Genomic DNA, 26,816 nt, shown 5'->3' on the forward strand with positions numbered 1-26,816 from the left:
ACTCCTTATGTTACTGCTGTAAATAGCAGTTTGAATTTAATAATAAAAATCCTTAGCAATTTGCAAAAGATGAGCATTAAGTGTGGATTGAGATTACCCATCTTCAACAGTTTAATCAAGTTAGCCAGATCACAATAAATGTGAGCAATTGTAATCATTGTGATATCTAGAACTCATTAATGAGAGTTAAACATAAATATATGACAGCTAAATGACGAAATTTGATGAGGTAAACCGGTGTAATAATATTTTTGCGAGGTAAAAGACGAATGGAATCGGACTTACGAAGTAAAAATTAATTAAGGGTGTCTCTAAATCAATGGTTATTATATCGACGAGTTTAACCTTGTCAACTTATTTTATGCAGGTAATTTAAACATGGAGTACAAAAACAAGTTGTAAAACTGTTGTTTATGAGAATAAGTGATAGAATTTGTGAGTGTATTGTTATCAGGTGATCTTTGGTATGCGTTTGAGTAAATGGATTTTATCATTTTTGTTTGTTTCCCAATGTTGTATTTCAATGGCACAAGCTGCAGGTACACCCAGTATGATGGGGGTACTCAAAGGGGCATCCTCAGAGGAGCCCGTCGTCAATGAATTGTCAGTGCATCAGAAATATGAATATAAAGATAAACTGAAACGAGATACACCCAGAGGAACCCTTGAAGGTTTTACTCAAGCGGCTTATGAGCAAGATTTTGAACTCGCAGCCAAGTACCTAGATCTTAGATATTTACCCGAAGGCATGACCAAAGCAAAGGGCGCCGAATACGCATCAAAATTACAGGCCATTATAGATAGAAATATCTGGGTTGATCTGGATCAAATTAATGACTCTCCACGAGGGCACGATAACGATATGTTGCCTGCTTATCGAGATGCTTTTGGCCGGATAAAATTAGAAAGTAGTGAAGTTTCATTATTATTACAGCGAGTTCCTGGTGAACAGGGATCGATATGGAAGGTATCAAATGCCACTGTGGCAAAAATCCCCTCACTTTATGATCAATTAGGCTATGGGCCTGTGGTTGAGTGGTTTGTTGAGCATATTCCAGAGGGGCGCTTATTTAAAGTGAACCTTTGGGAGCTAACCTTACTATTAGTCTATTTGGTTGTAGCTTTTCTCATCGTTATTCCAATCACTTGGATAGTCAAATTCATTATTTTAAAGAGCCACTACGCGTTAAAACAAGAGCTTGGTTATATTGTTGCTGGACCTTTACGTTTATTTATTGCTGTCGTGTTAGATAGGGCTTGGATGGCGCACAGTAGCGTTTCGGCCATGGCGTTGGAGATGGTTAATACAGGTTTTTTAATGTTTATTGCCATCGTTTGGTTAGTCTGGTCTTCACTCGGCATTTTTCAGGCTGGTCTTAAGCGACGTTGGTTAGCGAAAGATAATCAGCAAGGAGCGTCACTCCTTGGTCCGCTAACGAATTTCTTACGGGTTATTTTTGTCGTATTAGCGGCTTTAGTGTGGCTTGAACACCTTGGCTTTAGCGCCAGTGCAATTTTAGCTGGAATGGGAATTGGTGGTGTGGCTATTGCGTTAGCATCCAAGCAGTCTATTGAAAACTTTATAGGTACTATTACCTTATATTCAGCCGCGCCCATAAGGGTTGGTCATCTTTGTCGCTTCGGTGCCATTAGTGGCACGGTGGAAGAGATAGGGCTGAGATGCACTCAGATTAGAACGTTAGACAGGACGCTAATCCATGTACCTAATGCCAAATTAGCTGAAATGGAAATTGAGAATATTTCGGAGCGGGAAAAAATCCGCTTCAAAGCCGACATTCGTCTCGATTATGAGACTTCCTCAGAACAGCTTAAATCGATAACAGTCGATATTACCTCTATGCTGGAAAGGCATAATGAAGTGGATGAGAGCCCATTAAGGGTGACTTTTCAAGGTTTTGGATTGCACGGTTTACAAGTGAATGTTTTTGCCTATGTTGGTACCACTAGTTACCCTACGTATCAGTTAGTCGCAGAAGAGTTACACCTTGGGATCATGGATATAGTGGTTAAACATGGTTCTAGAATTATTCCTGTGGCACCGATCGCTGCAAAAATCTAACACTGTGTATCTTATTTTTGTGACATATGAAGATATGTTTTTATTATTAGGGCGTGTAGGTAAGACTAAACCTGATGCTTGATTGGATAATTGTGAACTTGAGCCTTTTATCGGCGGCTCAAATCGATGAGAATGACTATAATTAACAAGAGTATTGTTGGGACTGTTATTCATTATCTTGTCCCTTAATTTATGACCTTTTATTTTGAGAACAGCATAATGGCAAAAGTACTGGATTCTGTAGACCAACGCACAAAACTTGTTGGTGAAAACCGGCTCGAATTGTTATTGTTTCGAATTAATGCAACCCAGTTGTTTGCTATAAATGTGTTCAAAGTTAAAGAGGTGGTAAAATTGCCGTCTTTAAATTCGATGCCGGGCAGCCATTCAAATATCAGTGGGGTGGCCAATATTCGTGGTACTTCTATTCCAGTCATTGACCTTCGTAGTGCTATCGGTTTTCGTCCAATTACGGGTGAACACGAAGCCAATATGATCATAACCGAATACAACCGCAGCGTTCAGGCTTTCAAGGTTGGAAAAGTTGAACATATCGTCAATATGACCTGGAGTGACATCTTACCTCCGCCTAAATCTGCCGGTAACCATAATTATTTAACTGCCATCACTCACATTGAAGTCGATGGTAATAAACAATTGGTTTCTATCATAGATGTAGAGAAAGTATTAGCTGAAATTATCCGTTACGACATCACTCTGTCAGAAGGCGTTTTGGATGAGAAACTCGTTCATGAAATGATGGGACGTAAGATTCTAATCGCCGATGATTCATCAACGGCTCGAAAACAGATCAAAGAGACGTTGGAGCCCTTGGGCATTGAAATATTGGAGGTTTCTGATGGGTTACAAGCATTGAGAACACTACAGAAGTGGTGTGATGAAGGAAAGTCAGTACAAGATGAAATATTAATGCTGATAACGGATGCTGAAATGCCAGAAATGGATGGTTATAAGTTAACCCATGAGATCCGTAATGATAAACGTATGAGTGACCTTTACATAACCTTAAACACGTCATTGAGCGGCAACTTTAATCATGCGATGGTGGAAAAGGTGGGCTGCGATCGATTTATATCCAAGTTCCAACCAGATGTGCTGGTGGATGTTGTACAGCAAAGGTTAAGAGAGTTAATCGTTTAAGTGGTCATGTATATTGAGTCGATTTTAGGTGGTTTAGAACCAGGTACCATCGGTTAACGGACTGCCTTGCTCGAACGCGATATCTTTTACCACTTCCTGCTTTACCCGTTTTGGTGAGGCGATGTTGATACGGGATATTCTCACCGCATAGCCAAAACGCTGTCGGCCGACCTGAGATAAAATAGCTTCGAAAAAATGCCTATCTAGGCCTAATGTTTGGCTATAGTGAGTGACAGCTTTAGCGAGAGAGGAATATTTTACGCCATCGAATTCAAAACCTACGACGAAACTGTCTTGATCGATCTCTACACCGTCTAGACTGAGTGGCCAGCCCGTGGCATTGACTCTATCTCTGGCAATCAGGTACATCATCCAAGCGCTTTTTTTAAATCCTTCAAATACTTTGCAGGAAAACTCTGAATCGATTAACTCTTGTTCGGTCCAATTTACCCCAATTGCAAGATGCTTGGCATAAATACGCATAAGCTCATCTTTCACAGCCATTTGGCAATCCCAAATTGAAGTGAGTGGACTCTTTTTTGCCAGCTTTAAGCACTCTTTACAAGCAGGGATCCCAAGGCTTGAATGTGGAGTATGCGCGGTTGCATGATATTCAAACACGTAATTGCTGGGCTCATTACAGAACCAGCAAGTATGACGGTATTTGAAAGGAACATCGATAATGGCAACTGACTGCGTCATTTAATGACCATATTAAAATGACGCCAATGCAGGTGGCTGGAACTTACCATTAGGTCACAGTGTCTCAGCAGATAGACAGAACAAACGATTATTCTTCTTCGACATTGACCAAAGATGTGGCCAATTCGATTGGATCGATTTCGAAACATTCCTGATCGGCCAACCAATCTGTGCCGACAAGCACGCCGTCATCATTGAGATCAGATACCCAAAAATCAAGAAACTCAACCAAAGTAATCGACACAGGCTGATAATTTTCCCATTCTTCACTGCAATGAATTTTAGCACTTTCTTCAGAAGACCAAAGAGGCATAACGTCGGTATTTTCGTATTCTGATGAATCACAGACTACCCAACCTTCACCAGTCTCATCTTGTAGTCCCCAGACGGCTTGATGTTGTTTTACATTTTCGATAAAGCTAGCTAGTTCAGGGGTTATTTCGCTCATGATAGGTCTCTTAAGTATGTAATTTTAACCGAGTCATTATACGGCAAGTGACGACTTCGCCAAGGAAATCTTCGAAGAAGACAGATTTAAAGGCCAACATTAAGTAAAAATAACCTTAATCGGTAAAAAAATGAGGATTAATACTTAATATATATTGCTGGTCTAGTTATTATGGCTCAGTTCTATGTCGTTTTATCGACTCTGAGCACTTTTCTTTTTGTCATTGTGGTCAAAATTCTTTTATCGCATTCTTGGAGTCGTCGTTTTGATTAAAATTGTCCCAATAGCGTCCGCATTATTACTTTCTTCTTTGTGGGCAGTGCCTGCCATTGCCAATGATTTTCCTAGCTGTGTTGTTAAATTAAAAATAACAGCACAGCAAGAAGGCTTATCAAAAGAGACAATCGATAACACCTTAGCTAATGTTAAATATGTTTCAAGAGTCATTGAGCTTGATAAAAAACAGCCAGAGTTTAGTCAAACGTTTGATAATTACTTCAGTAAACGGGTGACAGATTGGCGCGTACAGCAGGGACGAAAGTTACTCAAAGAGAATAAGCAATTACTGGAAGAAATCCAGGAGACCTATGGTATTCCACCTCAGTATTTGATGGCGTTTTGGGGGCTAGAAACAAACTTTGGTTCATATAAAGGCAAGATGCCAGTATTAGACTCTCTGGCGACGCTAGCTTGTGATCCCCGCCGAAGTAAATATTTTACTGGCGAGTTGATGAAAGCACTCAAACTTAAAGAGAAGTATGATTTTGATGCTTCTCAAATGGTGGGCTCGTGGGCTGGCGCTATGGGCCACACCCAGTTTATGCCAAGTGCTTATACTCATTACGCTGTCGATGGTGATGGTGATGGTAAAGCTGATCTGTGGAACAGTACTGCTGATGCGCTGACCTCAGCGGCAAATTTTCTCAATCAACTTGGATGGCAGCGCAATGAACGATGGGGCAGGGAAGTTAAACTTCCTGAAGACTTTAATTATGATCACTTAGGCAAGGCACAATCTCAATCATTGATACAATGGCAAAAACTGGGCGTGATGCAAAGTAATGGTAACGCACTATCGACACCAGATATGAACGCGGCTTTATACTTACCAGCAGGACACATGGGCCCCGCATTTTTCGGTTATAAAAACTTTGATGTGATTATGCGTTGGAACCGCTCAACCTTTTATGCCATAGCAGTCGGTCACTTAGCTGACAGGATCAATGGTGGAGTCAGTTTAAAGGTGGCGCCGCCAAAACAAGATAATTTGAGTCGTGCGCGGGTAAAAACACTGCAAGTTAAGCTCAATGAGAAAGGTTTCGATGTGGGTAAGCCCGATGGTGTCATGGGCACCAATTCAAAAACGGGTTTACGTGCCTATCAGCGCAGTGTTGGACTTGTTGCAGATGGCTTTCCGAGTGAAGCAACTTTTACAGCCATTGGCATCAATTAAAGGTCAGCTCTAATCTCTAGTGCGACTTAATCTATTAATGAGCGATGTTATAGTATAGAAAAGGTGTAATCATTATGATTGCACCTTTTTACTTTATCCATTACATTAATCCTACCTAGGCACTGACATTACAGGTAATTTCAGCTGCAGACCTAAATAACCAGAGACAAAAGACGATGAACCTTATGGATAACCTCTCTCATGCGCAGAAGCAGCGCCTAGCGTTTATTGATTTTAGTTTGCAATATTTTGGTCAGGTGTCCAGGCAAGATCTCATTAAAAAATTTGCGACCGGTTTAGCGGCTGCGACCCGAGATTTTGCTAGTTATCGTGCTCTGGCACCCGATAATATGTCGTTAGTGCATCAGACTAAAAGTTACCACCGTAAGCCTGAATTTACAGCTTTATTTAGACATGAGCCTGAAGGCATTCTTCATGGTTTAGCAAAAGGCTTTGGCGATGGTTTATCGCATCCTATCTCTCCCAGTGAAATTTGTCTTGATGCAGTGCAGCTTATCCATCCTGATACAGAAATTATAGCGGCGTTAATGCGTGCAATCCAAAATAAACAAGCGTTGAAGATTAAATACGTGTCGGTGTCATCCGGTGAAAAGGACCGTGAGATCGTACCCCATGCCTTAGTGAATAATGGTCAGCGCTGGCATGTGCGAGCCTTTGATCGTGATCACCAAGTGTTTACCGATTTTGTTGTTACTCGAATCAAGCTGATTTCAGGTGCTGAAAGTGTACCAAGCTTTAATGAAACACAAGCTAAAGACATTCAGTGGGATAAAGTTTTGACATTGAAGCTAATCCCGCATCCAAGCCTTAAACATCCCGAAGCCATAGCGCTTGACTATCAAATGATTGATAACAAGACGGAAGTACAGAGCCGTGCAGCACTGGCAGGTTACCTGCTAAGGCAATGGAGCGTTGACTGCTCTGCTAAGCATCAAATCTCTACCGGTGTTTGCCAGTTGGCCTTATCAAACCTTGATGTGCTTAAAGAGATAGATCAGTTGGCGATTGTTCCCGGTGGTCGGAGCCGATAAACCGAGTTCAATGGGTAAAAATACTAGAGTGCGTTAGAGACTTTTGTTAAGCTTCTTTACCAAAATAAAGTCAGGTATAGAGTTAAGGACATTTGATGAGCATTAAAAATGATATGGTTGTTCAGTTTAAATACACACTTCGCGATGAGCAGGGTGAAGTATTAGAGACAAATAAAGATCTGGACCCTATCGCGTATCTGCACGGTCATAACAACATGATGCCTGGTGTTGAAGATTCAATTGAAGGTAAAGAGGTCGGCGCAAGCTTCTCTGTCACTCTAGCACCAGAAACGACCTACGGTGTTAGAAATGAAGACTCGACTCAGCGTGTCTCCGTTAAGCATCTGCAAGGTGCTAAAAAATGGAAAGCGGGCATGCGTGCATTGATTGATACCGATCAAGGCAAACGTCAGGTGACTATCATCAAGATGGGTAAATTTATGGCAACGGTTGATGTTAATCACCCTCTTGCTGGTCGTGAGCTCACGTTCGATATCGAGATAATCGAAGCCCGTGATGCGACCGATGAAGAGGTTGCCCATGGTCATGCCCACGGTAAAGGCGGACATCACCATTAATACCAATCGGTATAATTAGAGTCTAAGTCATTAAGCCATCAAAACCAGCATCTGTGCTGGTTTTTGTTTTTATCGCTATAGTTTAACATTCAATAAAGGACGCTTATGGTTATCGACTTTTCCCAGGGGAAAATAATCCTTACGCCGTTTGAAGTACAAGTCCGTTTTACACTCTTTGGTATGAGTATGTATGCCATGGTTGAAGACATTAAGTTTATCGATGATGCTCTTATCATGCATGCTGACGCTGGGGCGGTAAGGTGGAGTTTAAAGTTAGATTCTCCAGAACAAATAGCTGCGATTCGTGAAGAGTTAGGCGTCTAATATAAAAGACGCCTTGGCTGGGTTACTCTAATTGAGATTATATGTCTTCTCGGTTATGGGGGGCTAGATAATCCAGCACCGGACCATTTGGTACGATTCTGCTTGGATTGATATTGGCATGACTGAAATAATAATGCTGTTTGATATGTTCAAAGTTAACTGTGTCAGCTATCCCCTCAATCTGATATAGCTCTCTTAGATAACCGGATATTGCCGGGTAGTCATCAATGCGCTTTTTGTTCGTTTTAAAATGACCGACATAGACGGCATCGAAACGAATTAAGGTGGTAAACAATCTCCAATCGGCTTCAGTAATCTTGCCTCCGATGAGATATCGCTGCTCTGTGAGTATCGACTCCAATTTGTCTAATGCGGTAAAAATCTCATCAAATGATTCATTATATGCTGTTTGTGATGTGGCAAAACCTGCGCGATAGACACCATTATTAATACTCGAGTAGATCCATTCATTGATTGAGTCTATTTCAGACCTCAAGGCTTGCGGGTAAAAATCTAACTGATTATCGGTTATATGGTTAAACGAAGAGTTAAACATACGAATAATTTCCGCAGATTCATTGCTGACTATGGTTTTAGTGAGCTTATCCCAGAGCACTGGCACAGTAACCCGCCCTGTATAGTCAGGTGCTGCAAGTTGATAGATTTGATAAAGATAATCTTTAGCGTAGAGAGGATCACTCTCTGATCCTAGGATATGGGTCGCCTCGGCACTTTGATTTTTTCCCTCAAATTCCCAGCCATTATGTAGCATATGTGGCTCTACTATCGATACATCTATGATCTCTTGCAGAGACTTTAATTCTCTGAAAATTAATGTCCTATGTGCCCAGGGACAGGCAAGAGATACATATAAATGATATCTGTTAGCCTCTGCTTTAAAGCCAGAAGCATCAATATCTTGCGAGGAGGGCATCCCATCGGCAGTGATCCAATGTCTGAAGCGTGCATCTTCACGTACGAATTTGCCGCCATTTTCTTTGGTCGGATACCATTGATCGACCCATTGTCCATTTTGAAGTAAGCCCATACTATTTCCCACTCGATGCTGATTATTTGATAATAATTTAACTTCTATTTAGCCGAATAAAAAGAGCATAAACTGGCAGTTTATAAACGAATTAATCGAATGTTTTTGCTGAGCAGTTAACACTGATATGATATCGGCAAAAATGAGTGGAAGATTAAAGGGAAAATATGTCAGTAGTCGCATTAGAGAGGATCACGATTGAACCTAACACACCAGCTACTGCCTGTGTGATCTGGTTACACGGCTTAGGAGATTCGGGAGCAGGATTTGCACCCGTCGTACCCGCTTTAGGCTTGCCCGAGGAGCACGGCATACGTTTTGTGTTTCCCCATGCACCTGAACAGGCGGTAACGATTAATCAGGGTTATGTGATGCGAGCCTGGTATGACATCAAAAGTATGGATCTACATAATCGCGCCGATATGCCTGGTGTATTGGAGTCGGAGCAATCTGTCCTCGCTTTGATCCAAGAGCAGATTGATTCAGGGATCCCCGCCAACAAAATCGTAGTTGCAGGTTTTAGCCAAGGCGGCGTCATGAGCCTATTCACCGGCTTGAGGTATCCGCAGACATTAGCCGGGATCATGGCGTTATCTTGCTACTTGCCTACCGGTGATACGTTACCTGAGTTACTCAGTGAATCTAATAAATACACCGCAATATTACAGCATCATGGCGAGCAAGATGATGTGGTGCCGCTGTTCGCTGGTAAGATGGCTAATGATCTACTTAACCAAGCAGGGTACCAAACAGAGTGGGAAACCTATGCCATGGGACACAGTGTACTGCCGCAACAACTGCAGGATATTGCAAAGTGGTTGGTTTTACGCTTGCTTTAAGTAAGCGTTTTGTTGTCGTTTGGTTTTTGATACAAGTTGTTTCTTATCTGCACTGTTTTACTTTCGGTATAGTAATAATGAACAGCTTGTTTCTCTATGGTCTTGATAGCCTTGCTCTTTAAGCTGTTAGTACTTAGTACTGCATGCCGTATCCCCTAATCTTTGTTAGCTCCTTATATAAGCTTGTTTCTATCACGAGACACAACTTGTTAATAACAGCTTGTTTCTGTTTACATTTCTATCTTTCGTGATGAGAATAAATATAAAAATTGTCATACCTCTTTGGTATCATTTCATCAGCGGGATCACAGAATCCTCACTTTCAAAGTAAAGTAATAATCTAAAGGTTGATGTAATGACAAATAAGCTTATAAAAGGCCTCGTTGCGACAGCGGTATTAGCGGCACTGGCTGGTTGTAATAGTAGTGATGATGATGCACCCAAAACAGGTTGTGAATCAGGCAGTGAAACATGTACCGGCTTTACGGTTATTCATACTAACGATAACCATGGCCGCTTCTGGCAAAATAGCGATGGCGAGTATGGTATGGCGGCACGTAAAACCGTCATCGACCAGATCCGCTCTGACGTAGAACGCAGTGGTGGCGAGACCATTCTTTTGTCTGGCGGTGATATCAATACCGGCGTGCCAGAGTCTGATATGCAGGACGCTGTCCCTGACTTTATCGGCATGAGCATACTTGGTTATGACGCTATGGCTGTAGGTAACCATGAATTTGATAATCCGCTTACGACATTAGATATGCAGGCTAATATTGCTCAGTTCCCAATGCTTGCTGCAAATATCTATAAAAAAGATATCGATGGCATCATCACTGATGAGCGCTATTTTGAACCATATCGCGTATTTGAAGTTAATGGTCTGAAAGTTGCCATTATTGGTTTTACAACTGTGGATACTCCTAAAGTTGTGAGCCCTGATAATGTTGCCAGTTTGCACTTTACCGATCCGCAAGATGAAATTCAGACTGTGCTTGCTGAGATTGAAGCCAATGAAACTGTAGATATGGTCTTTGCTTTGACTCATATGGGCCACTATGCCGATGGAAATCACGGTACAGAAGCTGCGGGCGATGTGATGTTAGCGCGCTCTTTAGAGCAAGGACAACTTCAGGCTATTATCGGTGGTCATTCACAAAATCCAGTGTGTATGGAAGGGGATGATTATGATGAAAATTTCCAACCTGGTGATGAGTGTAAGCCCGATATTCAAAATGGCACCTTTATTATGCAAGCCCATGAATGGGGCAAGTACGTAGGCCGTGCAGATTTTGAGTATGTAGATGGTGAGTTGACGCTGGTAAGTTATAACCTGATCCCTATTAACCTCAAGGTAGAAGATGAAAACGGCGATAAAGTTTTTGCCACCGAAGAGGTAGAGCAAGACCAAATTGTCATTGATGCACTACAGCATTATCAAGATATGGGTCAGGAGCTATTGGATGTGGTCATATCAAGCACTGACGGTAAGCTAGAAGGTGATCGTGATGTGGTACGTGTTGAACAAACTAACTTAGGTCAGCTGCTTACTCGTGCCTATGGTGACTGGGTGACTGCTAACTTCGAACCTACAGTCGATTTTGGTGTGATGAACTCAGGTGGTATTCGTGCTTCGATTGCTCCTGGTGATGTTTCTTATCGTGATGTGTTAACTGTACAGCCATTTGGTAATGATGTTGCTTTTGTGACTATGTCAGGCGTAGAAGTACAGGCATATCTTGCTAATGTGGCGCAGAAGACTGGCGGCGGTATGCCTCAGCTTTACCCTATGGATATGACTGTTACCTGTGATGCTATCGACATCAATCCTGATGCAACGCCTGCTGATATTGTTGATATTCAATCCCTTGGTGGTCGAGAGTTTAATCTAGAAAGCGATTACACTTTTTCACTGATAAACTTCAGTGCTTCTGGCGGTGATGACTACCCGGCGATTACTGATCACGCCAACTATATCGATACACAACGCAGTGATGCATCTGTGCTTCGTGAATACTTTGAAAGTAATTCAAGTATCAAGGTGACTGAATACGCGCCTGAAAATGGTGGCCATCCGGTCTTTTATCGAGGTGGTTCAGAAGTTAAGAGTTGTGCTAAGTAAGCAGCTTTAAACACACTGGATAAAAAGCAGCCGAATGGCTGCTTTTTTTATCTCTGATTATTCAAATTCTCCCGCATTCTGAGTGAATGTGGCGTGTCATTATCGAATGTTAAGTTAGTCAGCGCTAATTTAACATTGACAATTAATTGTGTTCTGTAAGCATATTGTTGTCATTCAAAATTCAAATAATCTCAATATTTGTCATTTATTAGCTAACATTTTTGCGAAACTCCTCATTATTCTTTATGACAAGGTCATGGCAAGGTCTTAGTTGCGGTTAACCACTGTTCTTATTTTGATTCTAAGTTAGCTACTTGTTAAAGCTGATTAATCATTTGAAAACTAAAGTAACACTGATTGTTTGTGGTCGATATTGACTCGAGATGCTTTAACTTATACTTGTTGGCTTTTTAGTCTGTTCTTATATATGAACAATTGTTGAAATAAATCACTGTAAAGCAACACATTAACGTCACAAAAATTCATAAAAATGACACATTAGCCAAATATTCTTTGCTATGATGTTGCCAGCGAGATCGAAGAGTCCGTTTTTGTAAACAATGATGGTTACCAAAAAGATATTTTATAAAAAATCTAGGGGTTGATAGTAATGACAAATAAGCTAATTAAAGGTTTAGTTGCGACTGCAGTTTTAGCGGCATTATCAGGTTGTGGTAGTGATAACGATGACAACAAAGAAGTTGTTCTGCCTACTACATGTGCTGAAGCGGGTGAAGCTTGTACAATTTTCACCGTACTTCACACTAACGATAACCATGGCCGCTTCTTTGAAAACAAATATGGCGAGTATGGAATGGCGGCGCGTAAGACGCTGATCGACCAGATCCGTGCCGAAGTTGAGTCAAATGGTGGCGAAACCATCTTACTTTCTGGTGGTGATATCAACACAGGTGTACCTGAGTCAGACTTGCAAGATGCACGTCCGGATTTCGTTGGTATGAACCTAATTGGTTATGATGCGATGGCAGTGGGTAACCACGAGTTTGATAACCCATTATCAGTTGTTGATATGCAGCGTGAACTGGCTAACTTCCCGATGTTAGCGGCTAACATCTATGACAAAGTCTCAGGTGCTCGTTATTTCGAACCATACAAGGTATTCGATGTTAACGGTCTTCGCATCGCGGTTGTCGGTCTGACAACTGAAGATACAGCCAAAATTGGTAACCCTGAATTCATCAGCGGTCTCGAATTTACCGACCCACAAGAAGAACTTAAGAAAGTTATTCAAGATATTAAAGATGCCGATGTGGCTGACTTGATTTTCGCGACGACTCACATGGGCCACTTTGCCGATGCGGTTAGCGGCAGCAACGCACCTGGTGATGTTGCTCTGGCTCGTGCTATGACTCCTGGTGACTTAGCAGCAGTGATCGGTGGACACTCCCAGAACCCAGTTTGTATGGAAGGTGATGCATACGATCCTGAGTTCACACCTGGTGGCGAATGTAAGCCAGATGTGCAGAACGGCACGTTCATCATGCAGGCTCACGAGTGGGGTAAGTATGTTGGCCAAGCTAATTTTGAATACTTCAATGATGAGCTACATTTAGCCAGCTACAAGTTGATCCCTGTTAACTTGAAGAAGAAGAACGAAGAGGGCGAGCGTGTCCTTATCGGTGAAGCAATCACGCCTGATGCTACCGTGCTTGAAATTATGCAGCAGTACCAAAATGTCGGTCAGGAAGAGCTTCTTGAAGTTATCGGTACTACCGATGGCAAACTTGAAGGAGACCGTGGCGTTGTTCGTACACAACAGACTAATATGGGTCGTCTGATTGCTGAAGCTCAGCGTACTAAAGTAGATGCTGACTTTGCAGTCATGAACTCAGGTGGTGTACGTGATTCTATCGAAGCCGGTGAAATCACGTACAAAGATGTGCTGACTGTACAGCCATTTGGCAACTCAATTACCTTGAGCACAATGACTGGCGCAGAAATCACTGAGTACCTAAATGTCGTCGCTACAGTCGATATCGGTGTAGAAGGTTCTGGCGCATACCCTCAGCTTGTAGGGATTAAGATGGATGTTGATTGTGAAGCTAAAACCGTCGCGATTAACGACATAAATGGTAAAGGTTTTGCTGCAGATGCAATGTACAGCTTTACCGTTCCTAGCTTCAATGCAGCAGGCGGTGATGGCTACCCAGTACTTGCACCTGTTATGACTGGTTATGTAGATGCTGAAGTTATGTACACCTACATTAAAGACATCGGTGATATTATGGTTGCTGATTTTGCTCCAGTTGCCAGTGATATTCAGTTCTTGAACAGTAATAGTACTCTGGCTTGTCAGCGTTAATTTAGCGTTAGTTTAGCGTTGGTTTAGTGTTAAAAGTTTTTTAAAAAGCAGCTTTCGAGCTGCTTTTTTTATTTATACTCCGCATACTTTCCTACCAACAAATAATTTTAAAATAATTGTTTGCCCCCTTGAAAATAAAAAATACGACTACATATATAGTTTATGGAACGCTCGATGAGGTTCCTAAGTTAACTCAGTTCGTGATGCCTTCGGGGTCATAAGAGTTAACGAGTAATCAATCGGTGCGACAAAAAATTGCTTCTGCAGTCGAGTCGGCCAACTTAAATTAAATATATTGCTTAAGACAAGGATATAACTATGCGTAATTATGATCTTACTCCCCTATACCGCAGTGCCATTGGCTTCGATCGTCTAGCCCAGCTTGCAGAGCATGCGGCGTCCAACAAAGGCAACTCTGGGTATCCCCCTTATAACATCGAACTTCTCAACGAAAGCCGTTATCGCATTACTATGGCGGTTGCCGGTTTCAGCATGGATGAACTCGATATCACCAGCGAAGGTGAAAAGTTATTAGTGAAGGGAACCAAAGTGGCAGAAGATAAGTCGCGTAAGTACCTTTATCAAGGTATTGCTGAACGCGGTTTTGAACGTACTTTTCAGCTTGCAGACTATGTGACTGTGATTGGGGCTAATCTTGAAAATGGCTTGCTCAATATCGATCTGCAACGCGAGATCCCCGAGGCTTTAAAGCCAAGAAAAATTGAGATTGGTACATCACGTGTTCTGGAATCAGAATAGCTGACTCAAGCTTGTTTTATTTAAGGTGAGTTGTAGAGTTAAGCGAGTTTAATGCTCATATTATTGAGCAATGCCTGGACTCAGTACTCGTTTATTGCTGATAAAAACCGCCATAAAAGAAGGGAGCTAATGCTCCCTTTTTAGTGTCTAACTTTTAAATAAAGCTTATAAAAATAGTTTACTATTCTTAGGCTCGCATTGCCTTCTCACCGCGCGATAATCCAACAACACCGGAGCGAGACACTTCAACCACCTTAGTGACTTCACTTACTGCGCCGATAAAGGCATCCAGCTTGCCGGATGTACCGGTTAGCTGAATGGTATAAAGCTCGGCAGTCACATCGACAATCTGTCCTCTAAAAATGTCAGCTGTACGCTTAACTTCATCACGGGTATTACCTTTGGCTTTCACTTTCACTAACGCGATCTCTCGTTCGATGTGATCAGCTTCGGTGATATTGGAAACTTTAAGAATGTCGATTAACTTATGTAACTGTTTTTCTATCTGTTCGAGCACTGCTTCATCGGCCACCACACAGATGTTAAGACGAGACAGAGTAATATCATCGGTGGGCGCTACAGTTAAGCTCTCGATGTTATAGCCGCGTTGAGAGAATAGGCCGACGACGCGAGATAGGGCGCCGGGTTGGTTTTCCAGTAATACAGATATAATACGACGCATCAGCTTTTCTCCGTTTTGCTCAGCCACATCTCGTTCATCGCGCCGCCGCGGATCAACATGGGGTACACATGCTCAGTCTGATCGATATGTATATCGACAAATACCAGCTTATCTGTCATCGACAGGGCCTTCTTCAGACCCGATTCGAGCTCAGCTGGATCGCTGATGCTGATACCAACATGGCCATAAGCTTCCGCAATCTTGGCAAAATTGGGTACCGAATCCATATAGGAATGTGAGTGACGACCGGAATAGATCATATCCTGCCACTGTTTGACCATGCCAAGGAAACGGTTATTCAGGTTGATGATCTTGACCGGGATACCATATTGCAGAGCCGTTGAAAGCTCTTGAATATTCATCTGAATGGAACCGTCACCTGTGACGCACAGCACGGTAGCATCGGGATGGGCAAATTTCACGCCCATAGCGGCGGGGAGTCCAAAGCCCATGGTGCCCAGTCCGCCGGAGTTTATCCAGCGACGTGGTTTGTCGAATGGGTAATAGAGCGCGGCAAACATCTGGTGTTGACCCACGTCCGATGCTACATAGGCATCTCCATCGGTGAGCTTATGCAGTGTTTCGATCACTTGCTGGGGTTTAATCTTATCTGGACTAGTGTCATAGGCCAGGCTCTTGCGCGAACGCCATTGACTTATCTCGCTCCACCAATAGTCGATGGCGGCTTCATCGGCATTCGTGTCACCGCTGGTCGAGAGTTGCGCTAACATCTCATCGAGTATGCAATCGGCCGAACCTACTATGGGGATATCGACTCTGATCGTCTTAGAGATAGAAGATGGATCGATATCTATATGTAAGATGGTGGCGTTAGGGCAGTATTTTTCGACATTATTGGTGGTCCGGTCATCGAATCTCACGCCGATACCGAAGATAAGGTCGGTATTATGCATCGCCATATTGGCTTCATAACAGCCATGCATGCCAAGCATGCCCAAGCTGTTATCATGGCTGGCCGGGAAGGCACCAAGTCCCATCAGGGTACTGACTACCGGTATATTGAGCGTTTCTGATAGTGCTAGAATTTGCTTGTCACACTCAGAGATGATGGCACCGCCACCGACGTAGAGTACAGGCTTTTTAGCTGCCAATAGCGCCTGAAGACCACGGCGTATCTGGCCTTTATGACCTGATGTGGTCGGGTTGTATGAACGCATGCTGATATCTTTAGGGTATTGATACTCATACAAGATTTCAGGGTTCATGCAATCTTTGGGTACATCGACAACAACGGGTCCTGGGCGACCACTGGCCGCGATAAAGAAGGCTTTCTTGATGATTGTCGGAATGTCTTTGGCATCGGTCACTAGGAAGCTGTGCTTAACCACGGGGCGTGAGATCCCAATCATGTCGCACTCCTGGAATGCATCATTGCCGATCAAGTTACTGGGAACCTGACCGGATATAATCACCAGTGGGATAGAATCTGTATAAGCGGTGGCAATACCTGTGATGGTGTTGGTAGCCCCAGGGCCTGATGTCACTAGTACTACGCCGACTTCGCCGGTTGAACGAGCGTAACCATCGGCCATATGCACGGCAGCTTGTTCGTGACGGACAAGAATATGTTCGATTTTTGACTTTTCGTGAAGGGCATCATAGATATCTAATACAGATCCGCCTGGATAGCCGAATATATGTTTTACGCCCTCGTCGATAAGAGAACGGACGACCATGCTGGCGCCTGATAACTTCTCCATTTGTAAACCCTCATAAGTTACCGCTACGGTATGCAGTATCTTGCTACAGCGACGGTAATCGCTTGAATTAAATGAGCGTGGACGGTAATCCTTGCTCTCGAAATGCCGAGTAACTTTTGGTTTAAAAGTTAATTTTACCTTGTAAGGCGCGACACCTGTTTCAAATGAACAGAATTTCATCATATAAAAAAAGCAGATCTATTCAAGTATTATTTTTTAAATAACGCCGTTTATGAGAAAAAATACAGTTAAAGATGCAGATAATGCTAGATAAGTGAGTTTTTAGTGAGTAAATCAAGAATATTTTGATGAGTCTTTATCGAATTGAATGAAAATGTTGATTCTGGTCGATATGGGATCCACTGTATTTTCAGATGTTTGCATCTACACCGTTGGGTAAATTATGTCCTTATATGCTGAGTTTGAGCATAAAGGACATATTTTACCGTACAAGCAGGGTCAACTCGCTGGAGATAAATCACTCTGGCAGCGCCTGTGAGCGAAGAACTGACAAAAAGCGACCAAGATAACAGCACTTAACATAAGGGCGGAGAAAGGGACTGCAGTGCCTGTGTAAAATAGGGCCAATAGAGGACCGGCTACCGCGCCGAAGCCAAACCTCAAGGTACCAACAACTGCCGTAGCCGTACCCGTCTCTTTTTGGAACTGCATCAAGACAATAGCATCTGCATTGACAGACATCACGCCGAGGCACGCCATAAATGGCAGCAAAGTGATCACGGTAAAGTGATAGCTCATCCCCATCCAATTTACCGCAAAAAGGGCAGAGCCGGCGATGATAGCTAGCAAGGTGGCCACCTTGAGCATCCTGCGTGAACCATAACGAACGACAATGCGGCTATTAACGATATTGGCCAGCATCAGAGCGCTGACATTGGTGCTGAACAAGATGGCAAACAAGGATTTATCTAAGCCGAAGACCTCCATATAGACAAATGGCGACGCCGTCAGGTAACAGAAGAATGCAAAGGAGGTCAGCACGCCACTGGCAATATGAAGCTTTACCCCTGGCTTAGTAAAGACCACCGCGTAGGCACCAAAAAAGGACTTTTGACTACGCTTGCTTAAATCCTTATCGCTGGGCATTTTCAACTTCCAAAACACCAAAACCAGTAAGATGATAGCGTAGAAGCCTAAGATGAAAAAGATAAGGTGCCATTCACCAAATTCAAGAATCAAACTGCCGATACTAGGCGCTACTAATGGAGCCAACATCATGATAAGGCTGACATAAGACATTCCCTTAGCCGTGTTTTTCCCATAAACCTCTTTGATATAACCTGGGACGACCACAGTCGCTGCTGCGCCGATGAAGGCTTGACCGAATCTAAGTGCTAAAAATGACTCGATACTGGTGACAAAGGCGAGTAGAAAGCTCATTAAGGCAAAACCGGTAAGGCCTGCGATAACCAAAGGACGGCGGCCAATTCGATCGGCTAGAGGACCAAAACAGAGCATGCCTAACGCGTACCCAGCTAAATAGATACTGAGTGACTGTTGCACCATAGTGATATCGGTATGGAAACTACCGGCAAGTGTCGCCATGGCGGGCAGATAAAGATCGATAGCTAATGGTGTAATTGCGATAATTGCAGACAACATAGGGATCAAGATGACAAGATTTAAATTGGCTGCTGGACCTGTTGTGGGGCTCGCTTGATTGGATGCCGTTTTCACTAATACCTCTTATAAGTGAGAATGAACCCTAATATTGGGCACATATGATTACTATCAAGTCATGACTAGATTTAGACGATAAAAATCGTGTTGACACAATTCATAGTTTGTTTGTCGGAACATTAATTGCGCAGATTTAGCTGGACATCTCTGGTATCAATAACATGTTTATAACCGTTATCTGAGATAAATTATTGTACGAGTGATCAGGACAATTAGCCATGGGTAAGTTGAATTTAAGTTTATTTTAAGCATGGCTAATTGTAACGAAATACAGCCATTGATATGCATCAATGATGACTTTACCTCATACCTCATACCTCATACCTCATACCGCTTACTTATAGCCTGATCATGTTTGGTTATGTATTAACCAGCTATGGGGCTTCATTCTTGAAGCCACTTTTATCTCTTCGTTTTCATAGATAGCTCACATGACTGAGTAGGCATTTTGAGTCAAGGTTAAGATACAAGATTCAATTGCGAGTATGGAGGCTTCAAACTCGGCATTGCTGTTTGCTCCCCCGATACTTAATCGAATGAAATTGTCGTGGTTATCGAAATCATCACCATTTCGAATTAAGATCCCTGTACTTGCCAGTGATGTCACCACGTGGTGGGCTTTGACCGGAGACTTGAGCTGTAACCAGCCAGTGAGTCCTCGCCATCTGTGCTTAAGTCCAAGCCTTTCACTCATCTCAATACACAATTGTTGCCTCTGAGCGATGAGGTTGTCTCTGTCACCCATCAGAGACTTGGTAGAGATAAGTTGAGTCGCCAGCTCAATATTGAGTGGTGAAATCATCCAACATTGGCTATGAAGCGCAAGCTTAATCTGTGGTTTGAGGTGCTCTGGGATCAGCAGGAAACCTTGTCTCAATCCACCAGAGAATAATTTAGACAAACTGGAGAGGTAGATAACCCTGTGAGGGCTATTGCTGCTTTTTCTGCTTAGACTAAGATTCCAGAGCGGGGCCTTCCACTCCCCAGGTAAACAGTAATTCACGTCATCTTCGATAATATAAAAATCATGTTGCTGAGCAAGGTCGAGTAGGGTTTCTCTCTGGGCATCGCTATATTGAATGCAGGTCGGGTTTTGATTGTTCAGCGTCAGGTAGATGATCTTAGGCTGGTGCTCAATGACTAATTTGACCAGAGTATCCAGATCGAGCCCATCATGAGTTAAGGGCACGCCTATGCTGTTAAGTCCTAATTGCTGAGCGGCAAGTCTGATCCCGGGATAGCAGTTCTCCTCATGAAGCAGTGTATCACCGGGCTTAAGTAAACCATTAAGAGTGACATATATGCCTTGCTGCGCGCCGTGGGTAAAGAGCAGATCCTCACTGGATTGGATGATCCCGCGTTTAGATAACCATTGGTGGAAGACAAACTGCTGCTCAGGTAATGGATTCGGATGATATCCAAGTAACACACTGAGCTTGTGAGGGTCTTTGGCAAGCTGAGTCAAGGCTTCACTGAGCGCCCCGATTTGATTGGTCAAAGGTTGCTGACAGGTGGCGAAGTTCACCTGTTGCTCTGAACGACTCGGTTTAAATTGCGGCTTAACATAAGTACCCGCTCCGACTCGTGCTTCAACTAAGCCTTTTTGCTCGGCTTGGGCATATCCACGGGTAACCGTACCTATGGTTACTCCAAGTCTATCCGCCAGCTGCCTTTGAGGCGGAAGCTTTTCACCATCGGCTAATGCACCACACTGGATAGCATCTTCAATAGCCTCAAATATTCGTAAATATTTAGGCCCATGAAAGGCATTGAGCTTTGGCGTCCAGATTGTACCCACGACAATAAAACCATTGATCCATTTTTAGTTGTGTTTATTATGCACGTAAAGCTAATTGTGTCAATAATTGTATGCATACATTATTTCGTGTTCAAGATGTAGCAAATTGACGTGATTAAATGGCGAAAGCAGTAGAGATCATAAAAAGGAGAAACGAATGGATCAATCTTTATGGGCGTTGATGATCTCAGCAGGGATATTTGGCGCCACCATGACCATGACACCAGGACCTAATAATATTTTGCTGGCTCAATCAGGGGCCAATTATGGCGTTAAAAGCACATTACCTCATATTCTGGGGATTAGAGTGGGTCAAACGACATTGCATGTGTCCATTTTACTGGGATTAGGTGCGCTATTTGAGAGTTGGCCTGTATTTCATCAAGTGCTTAAGTATTTGTCGATTGCTTACTTGTTGTTTCTAGCCTATCGGGTGGCAACATCATCTGTGGGCGATAAGGTAGAAGACAGCAATGCCAGACCCATGACGCTAAAAGAAGCAGCATTGTTTCAATGGGTGAATCCTAAATCATGGATGGCGACGATCACTTTATGTAGCGCATTTACTCTAGCGGGCGAGGCATTCTGGCTCAGTGCAATTCTTGGTGTGATAGTGTTTAATTTGGTCGGTTTGCCAGCTTCATTTACTTGGGTTTTTCTTGGTGCAGCTATCCGTAAACTGTTAAATTCAGCCAAGAGGCGCATGCACTTTAATTGGCTAATGGCTGCGTTATTAGTCGCCTCAATTCCTATGGTCGTTAACTAATGCTAGTTAGATAATGGTAATAAATAATAGGGAGCCCAAGCTAATAATCAGTCGACTCGATGATTAACACTGGAAAAGTGAGATAAACTTCACAGGGTAACATCAGTTAATTGAGCGATAATAAACAGATCTTTCTCACTGCTACCTTGTTGAGCTGGGCTTGTTTTATGTATTAGCTTGAGGATCTCAAACCCACTTTCCTTTAAGAGTTTGCTCAAGTGCTCAGCCTGATGATAATGGGTATACACTTTATCTCCCTCACTATTCTCTGAGTATTTAGATTTTTCATAATCATCTTCCATAGTGCTGAGGTAGATAACACCATTTGGGAGTAGTAATGCTGCGCAAGCCTCTATCAGTTCTTTAGCATCATCTTTTGATAAGTAGGGTAAACAGAAGCCACTCATGATGGCATTAAATTTATCATCGATTTGAGCTATTTTACGACAATCCATCACCTCAATGACTGCTGTAGGATTGTTTATCTGTGCCAGTTTGACCATGTTAGGTGACAGATCGGTGGCAAATATCGACAGCTCTGGTAAGTGTTTGTGGAGTAAGCGAGTAATATTGCCAGGCCCGCATGCCATTTCAAATAAGCTGGTAGCTTTAATGAGCCGCAATTGCTCAATAAAGGTGTCAAAAGTATCGCCGTACAGGGACAAATCCATGTACTTGTCTTGATAGCGCTCGGCTAACTTGTCAAACGTACTGACTGTATGCTGATATTTGTTCATATCACTCCATTGAAACCAAGATATTATGCTGGGGCCAAACTGTATGTATAGAAGGCATTATCCATTACAAAGCCCCTCATTTTTCGTATAAGTTTTGTGCGCTCAGGTTATATTTGAGCCAAATAGAAAGGATTCGTCGCTCTCCAGCCAAGTCGGATACTTTTTCATTATATAAACAAATGCCGGGCTCTCAAGGTGAGCCGTTAACCAGCGCTGTACATTCGGGTATGGAGCTTGTTTAAACCAAGCACTATCTACTCCCGAAAATTGGCGGATAAATGGAAAGATAGCAATATCAACAATGCTAATTGAATCACCTAATAACTGCTGATGTTTCTCTAATAGGTGTTCAAGTTGAGCGATAAACTTCTCGCCTTCAGAGCGGTAAAACGCTTCAGTCTGTTCGGGGTGCCTGTCGGCATACTTATATTTGTCGAGCCAAGGTTTAAAGTCATTATCATTAGTTTCTATCAAGGCTTTGGCTATCTCTTGCTGTCTAGGGTTATCATTCAGTAACAGGTTATTGGGATCGTAATGGCTTAATGCCCAACACATGATATCTAAGCTTTCATCGATAACGGATCCATCTGGCAATATTAATACAGGTACCGTGCCTTTGGGTGAAGCATTAAGCATAGGCTGAGGTTTATGCTTAAGGATTATCTCTCGTAAAGATACAGAGGTCTTAGACAGGTAAATACTTAAACGGGCACGCATGGCGTAAGGGCAACGTCTAAAAGAGTAGAGAATGGGTAATGGCATGGGATAGCTTCATTTTTATTAAGTATTTCAGCAGTCATTCTTAACTGCTAAAGAAAAAATGACAATCAATAAATGGCAGCAGAGTTGAAAACGATTAAGCGAAATTTTTATAAAGAATAATAACCTTACATTTTGTATCTGTTTGTCAAAGCGTGACTCGTGTAGAATTCTGCTGCTTTTTGTTGCCTGTATCACGTTGCGGGCTGTCATTATTTTATGCACAGGAGATTAAGCTCCTGCCAGCATTGAGGTTAATATGTCCCAAGTTGTTGTTTGTGCTTTATATAAATTTGTTTCTCTACCGCATTTTGAATCCATTCAAAAACCGCTGCTCAATGTCATGACAGGATCTGCGATTAAAGGCACTCTATTATTGGCCAGTGAAGGTATCAATGGCACTGTCGCTGGCTCTCAAGAAGCGATCGATAAGCTACTGAATTGGTTAGCGAGTCAGCCTGATTTAGATAATATTGTGCATAAATTTTCATTTGATGATGAAATGCCATTTTATCGTACAAAAGTAAAACTAAAGAAAGAAATTGTGACCATGGGTGTCGAAGGAATCGATCCGCTGAAAGTGGTGGGCACGTATGTTAAGCCAAAAGACTGGAACGCATTAATTTCAGATCCAGATGTGATCTTAGTGGATACTCGCAATGAGTATGAGGTTCAGATAGGGACCTTTAAGCATGCCGTTGATCCAAAGACGAACACATTTAGAGAATTTCCTGATTATGTCAAACAGAATTTAGATCCGGCCAAACACAAGAAAGTGGCCATGTTCTGTACCGGTGGAATTCGCTGTGAAAAATCAACTGCTTACCTTAAAGAGCAAGGTTTTAATGAAGTTTATCATCTCGAAGGTGGCGTGCTCAAATACCTAGAAGAAGTTAAGCAAGAAGAAAGCTTGTGGGAAGGTGAGTGCTTTGTATTTGATAATCGTGTAGCGGTTAACCATGATTTAGAAAAAGGTCAATACGATCAGTGTAATGCCTGCCGTATGCCAATCACTGAAGCTGAGAAGGCGAGTGTTGCTTATGTCCAAGGTGTAAGCTGTCCCCACTGTATTGATACAATATCTGATAAACAACGTCAGCGCTTCGAAGAGCGTGAGCGCCAAATGCAGCTCGCCCAAAAGCGTGGTGAAGCGCATATCGGCAGCGATGTAAAATCGGTTATCCAGTCTCGGCGCAGTGAGAAGGAAATCTTGAAACAAGCCCAGCTTGAATTGAATAAGAAATAAATTACTTAGCTCTGGCATAGTGCAAATTACTTGCTATAGTTACTTGGCATAATGAGTTGATTAACGCTGTATCGGGCGATTCATACTTCATACATGCAGCAAAAAAGCCGTCTATGACGGCTTTTTTATTGGCTGGATTTGAGTGAGCTTCAGTTACTTATTCTGATTTTTACCCGATTCACTGACATTTTTTTTCATCACTCCTTCGAGAAGATCCATTGGTAATGGGAAGAGAATAGTAGAGTTTTTTTCACCTGCTATTTCAGTCAGAGTTTGCAGGTACCTAAGCAAAATGGCATTGGGTTCTTCGGCGAGTTTATTGGCGGCCTCTACAAGCTTAGCCGAGGCCTCCATTTCACCTGATGCATGAATGACCTTTGCACGCCGAGTTCGTTCGGCCTCCGCTTGCCTTGCAATCGCTCTGACCATAGTTTCGTTGAGATCTACATGTTTAATCTCGACATTTGATACCTTAATCCCCCAGCCATCGGTACGGGTATCGAGAATACTTTGAATGTCGGTATTGAGCATTTCCCGGTTTGCCAGCATCTCATCGAGCTCGTGCTGACCGAGGACTGAACGCAGTGTGGTTTGTGCCAACTGAGAGGTCGCCTGTAGATAATCTTCTACATTGATGATGGCTTTTTGAGAGTCCAAAACGCGAAAGTAGATCACCGCATTGACCCTTACGGAGACATTATCTCGGCTGATCACATCTTGAGTCGGCACGTCCATGACGATGGTCCTTAAGTCAACCCGTACCATCTGCTGAATAATTGGGATGACGATGATGAGCCCTGGTCCTTTTACTCGATAGAAACGACCGAGCATGAAGATCACTCCTCGTTCATATTCTCTTAAAACCTTAAATGCACTAAATAAGAGTGCAAAGAAGAGTAGCAATACGGCCAGACTAAACATGGCACCACTAGGTAGAATGGGATCCATTCTTCGTCTCCTTGTTTTTATCGTCATGTGTTGGAATTAACTCAGACTCATTGTCGGTTTTCTGTCCGAGTATTAAGGTGAGATTATCGACATTGTCTACTCGCGCCCACTGATCTTTATGCATTGGAAAATTACTTTTTGCTGCCCAGCGTTCCCCGCCAAACAACACGAAGCCATGGTCAGTAAAATCTTCCAATACTTTAGCCTGGGCGCCTATGATTGCTTCCTGGCCACTGACTACCTTGTTATGACGTGCGCGCCACAGATAACCTAAGCAAATGATCACAAAGGTGGCGCTGACAAAGGTAACGGCAGCAATAACGGGTAGGGAGATCTGAAAGTCTGTGTTTTTGGTATCGATTAGAAATATGGAACCCAATGCAAAAGCGATGACACCGCCAACACCAAACACCCCAAAACTGGGTGCCATAGATTCAGCAACCATCAAACCTATGCCTAACAGCAGTAGCATAAGGCCCGCATAATTGACCGGCAGCATCTGAAAGGCGTACATGGCAATGACCAGAGCAATTGCACCTGTGACACCCGCTACGCCTATCCCGGGACTATAAAATTCCAAGATCAGACCGTAAACGCCTATCAACATCAAGATATAGGCAATATTGGGATTGGTAATGGTCGCAATAAATTCATTGCGCCAATCTGGATTTATCTCTTTTAAGTGTGCCGATGAGAGTGAAAGTACGCTCTCTTTTTGGTTTATGTTTATCGGCCAGCCATCAATTTGTTCAATTAAGTCATTTACCGAGGTTGAAATAAGGTCAATGACATTTTTATCTAACGCTTCTTGTGCGGTTAAGGTCGCAGCTTCTGTAACGGCCAACTCTGCCCACTCTTCATTCCGGCCTCTTAGCTGAGCTAATGAACGAATATAGGCAATGGAGTCATTAAGGATTTTCTTCTCCATGGCAGATGGAGAGCTGGTTTTGTCATCTTTTTCTTGAGGACTCTTGGGTGAACCGCCAATGCTAACCGGGGTGGCAGCGCCTAGTGTCGTGGCCTGTGTCATGGCTGCGATGTGACATGCGTAGAGGATGTATGTCCCTGCACTGGCCGCTCTGGCTCCTGCAGGATGAACTAAGCATGCTATTGGCACCTGTGAGTTGAGTATCGCCTTGTTAATATCACGCAGGCTTGATACTAAGCCACCAGGTGTATCTATGATGATGGCAATGAGTGGTGCATTTAACTGATTGGCTAGAGCGATTTCACTGGTTAAGTAATCACTTATGGCTGGGCCTATAGCGCCTTTGATACTCAGTACCGGAATCACATCTGATATTTTCACCTTAGATTCATCCGATTGAGCAGCTTGTGGTGTCGAAGTCTCATTGGCAGCGAATGCAGGAGAGGTGGTAAACATCATCAGAGATAATGCCATAATTAGAGAGATCTTCATTGAACAAGCTAGGGATAGTGCTGGTCTCATGGTAAAGCAACTTTGCAGCCATTATTGTAAAGTCTAGCTAAAAAATATCGGCTCTGCTTAATGCGTATAAATTCTTTGCTTAACTATAATTAGATTAAGGCTCCCTTAAATGGTTTGAC

The 26,816-nt window shown here is 42.8% G+C and carries 23 protein-coding genes; 12 read left to right on the top strand and 11 right to left on the bottom strand.

Going from position 1 to position 26,816, the window contains the following annotated elements:
- Window positions 1-466 precede the first annotated feature (466 nt).
- A complete protein-coding gene (locus FM038_RS09790) occupies window positions 467-2,080 on the top strand; it encodes a mechanosensitive ion channel family protein (RefSeq protein ID WP_223293044.1) in 1,614 nt (537 codons plus the stop codon).
- Between the two features lie 219 nt (window positions 2,081-2,299).
- The gene (locus FM038_RS09795) at window positions 2,300-3,241 is read left to right on the top strand and encodes a chemotaxis protein CheV (protein WP_142870848.1); all 942 of its coding nucleotides are present in this window, start codon (window positions 2,300-2,302) and stop codon (window positions 3,239-3,241) included.
- A gap of 33 nt (window positions 3,242-3,274) precedes the next feature.
- On the opposite strand, the gene FM038_RS09800 is transcribed toward FM038_RS09795, so the two are convergent.
- Both FM038_RS09800 and FM038_RS09805 read right to left on the bottom strand, forming a co-directional pair.
- Window positions 3,275-3,943: a hypothetical protein gene (locus tag FM038_RS09800; protein WP_142870847.1), complete on the bottom strand. Its 669-nt coding sequence runs from the start codon at window positions 3,941-3,943 to the stop codon at window positions 3,275-3,277.
- An 88-nt stretch (window positions 3,944-4,031) separates the two neighbouring features.
- Window positions 4,032-4,391, bottom strand: a complete 360-nt coding sequence (locus FM038_RS09805) for a DUF2750 domain-containing protein (protein WP_142870846.1) — start codon at window positions 4,389-4,391, stop codon at window positions 4,032-4,034.
- A 265-nt stretch (window positions 4,392-4,656) separates the two neighbouring features.
- On the opposite strand from FM038_RS09805, the gene FM038_RS09810 reads away from it, so the two are divergent.
- From FM038_RS09810 to FM038_RS09825, 4 genes are all read left to right on the top strand, one after another.
- Complete coding sequence (locus FM038_RS09810; protein WP_195873239.1) at window positions 4,657-5,844, top strand: lytic murein transglycosylase; 1,188 nt, start codon at window positions 4,657-4,659, stop codon at window positions 5,842-5,844.
- A 176-nt stretch (window positions 5,845-6,020) separates the two neighbouring features.
- Window positions 6,021-6,896, top strand: coding sequence for a WYL domain-containing protein (locus FM038_RS09815; protein ID WP_142870845.1), 876 nt, complete (start codon window positions 6,021-6,023; stop codon window positions 6,894-6,896).
- 95 nt (window positions 6,897-6,991) lie between these two features.
- A complete protein-coding gene (locus FM038_RS09820) occupies window positions 6,992-7,474 on the top strand; it encodes an FKBP-type peptidyl-prolyl cis-trans isomerase (RefSeq protein ID WP_142870844.1) in 483 nt (160 codons plus the stop codon).
- Between the two features lie 105 nt (window positions 7,475-7,579).
- Complete coding sequence (locus FM038_RS09825) at window positions 7,580-7,798, top strand: DUF3389 domain-containing protein (protein WP_142870843.1); 219 nt, start codon at window positions 7,580-7,582, stop codon at window positions 7,796-7,798.
- Window positions 7,799-7,835: 37 nt separating this feature from the next.
- On the opposite strand, the gene FM038_RS09830 is transcribed toward FM038_RS09825, so the two are convergent.
- Entirely contained in the window at window positions 7,836-8,846 is a 1,011-nt protein-coding gene (locus FM038_RS09830; protein ID WP_142870842.1) for a glutathione S-transferase family protein, read from the bottom strand.
- Window positions 8,847-9,013: 167 nt separating this feature from the next.
- Between FM038_RS09830 and FM038_RS09835 the strand changes: the two genes are divergently transcribed.
- The 4 genes from FM038_RS09835 to FM038_RS09850 all read left to right on the top strand — a co-directional run bounded on the left by FM038_RS09835 (window position 9,014) and on the right by FM038_RS09850 (window position 14,889).
- A complete protein-coding gene (locus FM038_RS09835) occupies window positions 9,014-9,685 on the top strand; it encodes an alpha/beta hydrolase (RefSeq protein WP_142870841.1) in 672 nt (223 codons plus the stop codon).
- A 355-nt stretch (window positions 9,686-10,040) separates the two neighbouring features.
- Window positions 10,041-11,807 carry a bifunctional UDP-sugar hydrolase/5'-nucleotidase UshA gene (gene ushA / locus FM038_RS09840; protein ID WP_142870840.1) on the top strand — a complete coding sequence of 589 codons (1,767 nt, stop codon included), beginning with the start codon at window positions 10,041-10,043 and terminating at the stop codon, window positions 11,805-11,807.
- 610 nt (window positions 11,808-12,417) lie between these two features.
- Entirely contained in the window at window positions 12,418-14,130 is a 1,713-nt protein-coding gene (ushA, locus tag FM038_RS09845; protein WP_142870839.1) for a bifunctional UDP-sugar hydrolase/5'-nucleotidase UshA, read from the top strand.
- A gap of 318 nt (window positions 14,131-14,448) precedes the next feature.
- A complete protein-coding gene (locus FM038_RS09850) occupies window positions 14,449-14,889 on the top strand; it encodes an Hsp20 family protein (protein WP_142870838.1) in 441 nt (146 codons plus the stop codon).
- Window positions 14,890-15,076: 187 nt separating this feature from the next.
- Here the strand turns inward: FM038_RS09850 and ilvN are convergent, their stop codons facing one another.
- The 4 genes from ilvN to FM038_RS09870 form a co-directional block, all read right to left on the bottom strand.
- On the bottom strand, window positions 15,077-15,571 hold the full coding sequence (gene ilvN, locus FM038_RS09855; RefSeq protein WP_142870837.1) for an acetolactate synthase small subunit: 495 nt from the start codon (window positions 15,569-15,571) through the stop codon (window positions 15,077-15,079).
- Entirely contained in the window at window positions 15,571-17,292 is a 1,722-nt protein-coding gene (locus tag FM038_RS09860) for an acetolactate synthase 3 large subunit (RefSeq protein WP_142870836.1), read from the bottom strand. The genes ilvN and FM038_RS09860 overlap by 1 nt, the downstream gene beginning before the upstream one ends.
- A 459-nt stretch (window positions 17,293-17,751) precedes the next feature.
- Window positions 17,752-18,990, bottom strand: coding sequence for a multidrug effflux MFS transporter (locus tag FM038_RS09865; protein ID WP_142870835.1), 1,239 nt, complete (start codon window positions 18,988-18,990; stop codon window positions 17,752-17,754).
- Window positions 18,991-19,420: 430 nt separating this feature from the next.
- On the bottom strand, window positions 19,421-20,791 hold the full coding sequence (locus FM038_RS09870) for an aminotransferase-like domain-containing protein (protein ID WP_142870834.1): 1,371 nt from the start codon (window positions 20,789-20,791) through the stop codon (window positions 19,421-19,423).
- Window positions 20,792-20,948: 157 nt separating this feature from the next.
- On the opposite strand from FM038_RS09870, the gene FM038_RS09875 reads away from it, so the two are divergent.
- Window positions 20,949-21,557, top strand: coding sequence for a LysE family translocator (locus FM038_RS09875; protein ID WP_142870833.1), 609 nt, complete (start codon window positions 20,949-20,951; stop codon window positions 21,555-21,557).
- Window positions 21,558-21,646: 89 nt separating this feature from the next.
- Here the strand turns inward: FM038_RS09875 and FM038_RS09880 are convergent, their stop codons facing one another.
- A complete protein-coding gene (locus tag FM038_RS09880) occupies window positions 21,647-22,294 on the bottom strand; it encodes a class I SAM-dependent methyltransferase (RefSeq protein ID WP_142870832.1) in 648 nt (215 codons plus the stop codon).
- 102 nt (window positions 22,295-22,396) lie between these two features.
- A complete protein-coding gene (locus FM038_RS09885) occupies window positions 22,397-23,056 on the bottom strand; it encodes a glutathione S-transferase (RefSeq protein WP_142870831.1) in 660 nt (219 codons plus the stop codon).
- 256 nt (window positions 23,057-23,312) lie between these two features.
- On the opposite strand from FM038_RS09885, the gene trhO reads away from it, so the two are divergent.
- Window positions 23,313-24,299: an oxygen-dependent tRNA uridine(34) hydroxylase TrhO gene (trhO, locus tag FM038_RS09890; protein ID WP_142870830.1), complete on the top strand. Its 987-nt coding sequence runs from the start codon at window positions 23,313-23,315 to the stop codon at window positions 24,297-24,299.
- 153 nt (window positions 24,300-24,452) lie between these two features.
- On the opposite strand, the gene FM038_RS09895 is transcribed toward trhO, so the two are convergent.
- Window positions 24,453-25,247 carry a slipin family protein gene (locus tag FM038_RS09895; RefSeq protein WP_142870829.1) on the bottom strand — a complete coding sequence of 265 codons (795 nt, stop codon included), beginning with the start codon at window positions 25,245-25,247 and terminating at the stop codon, window positions 24,453-24,455.
- Entirely contained in the window at window positions 25,228-26,667 is a 1,440-nt protein-coding gene (locus FM038_RS09900) for an NfeD family protein (protein ID WP_142870828.1), read from the bottom strand. Before FM038_RS09900 ends, FM038_RS09895 begins: the two co-directional genes overlap by 20 nt.
- Between the last annotated feature and the right edge of the window lie 149 nt (window positions 26,668-26,816).

The sequence above is a fragment of the Shewanella eurypsychrophilus genome (genome assembly GCF_007004545.3).
In the GTDB taxonomy this organism is placed as follows: domain Bacteria; phylum Pseudomonadota; class Gammaproteobacteria; order Enterobacterales; family Shewanellaceae; genus Shewanella; species Shewanella eurypsychrophilus.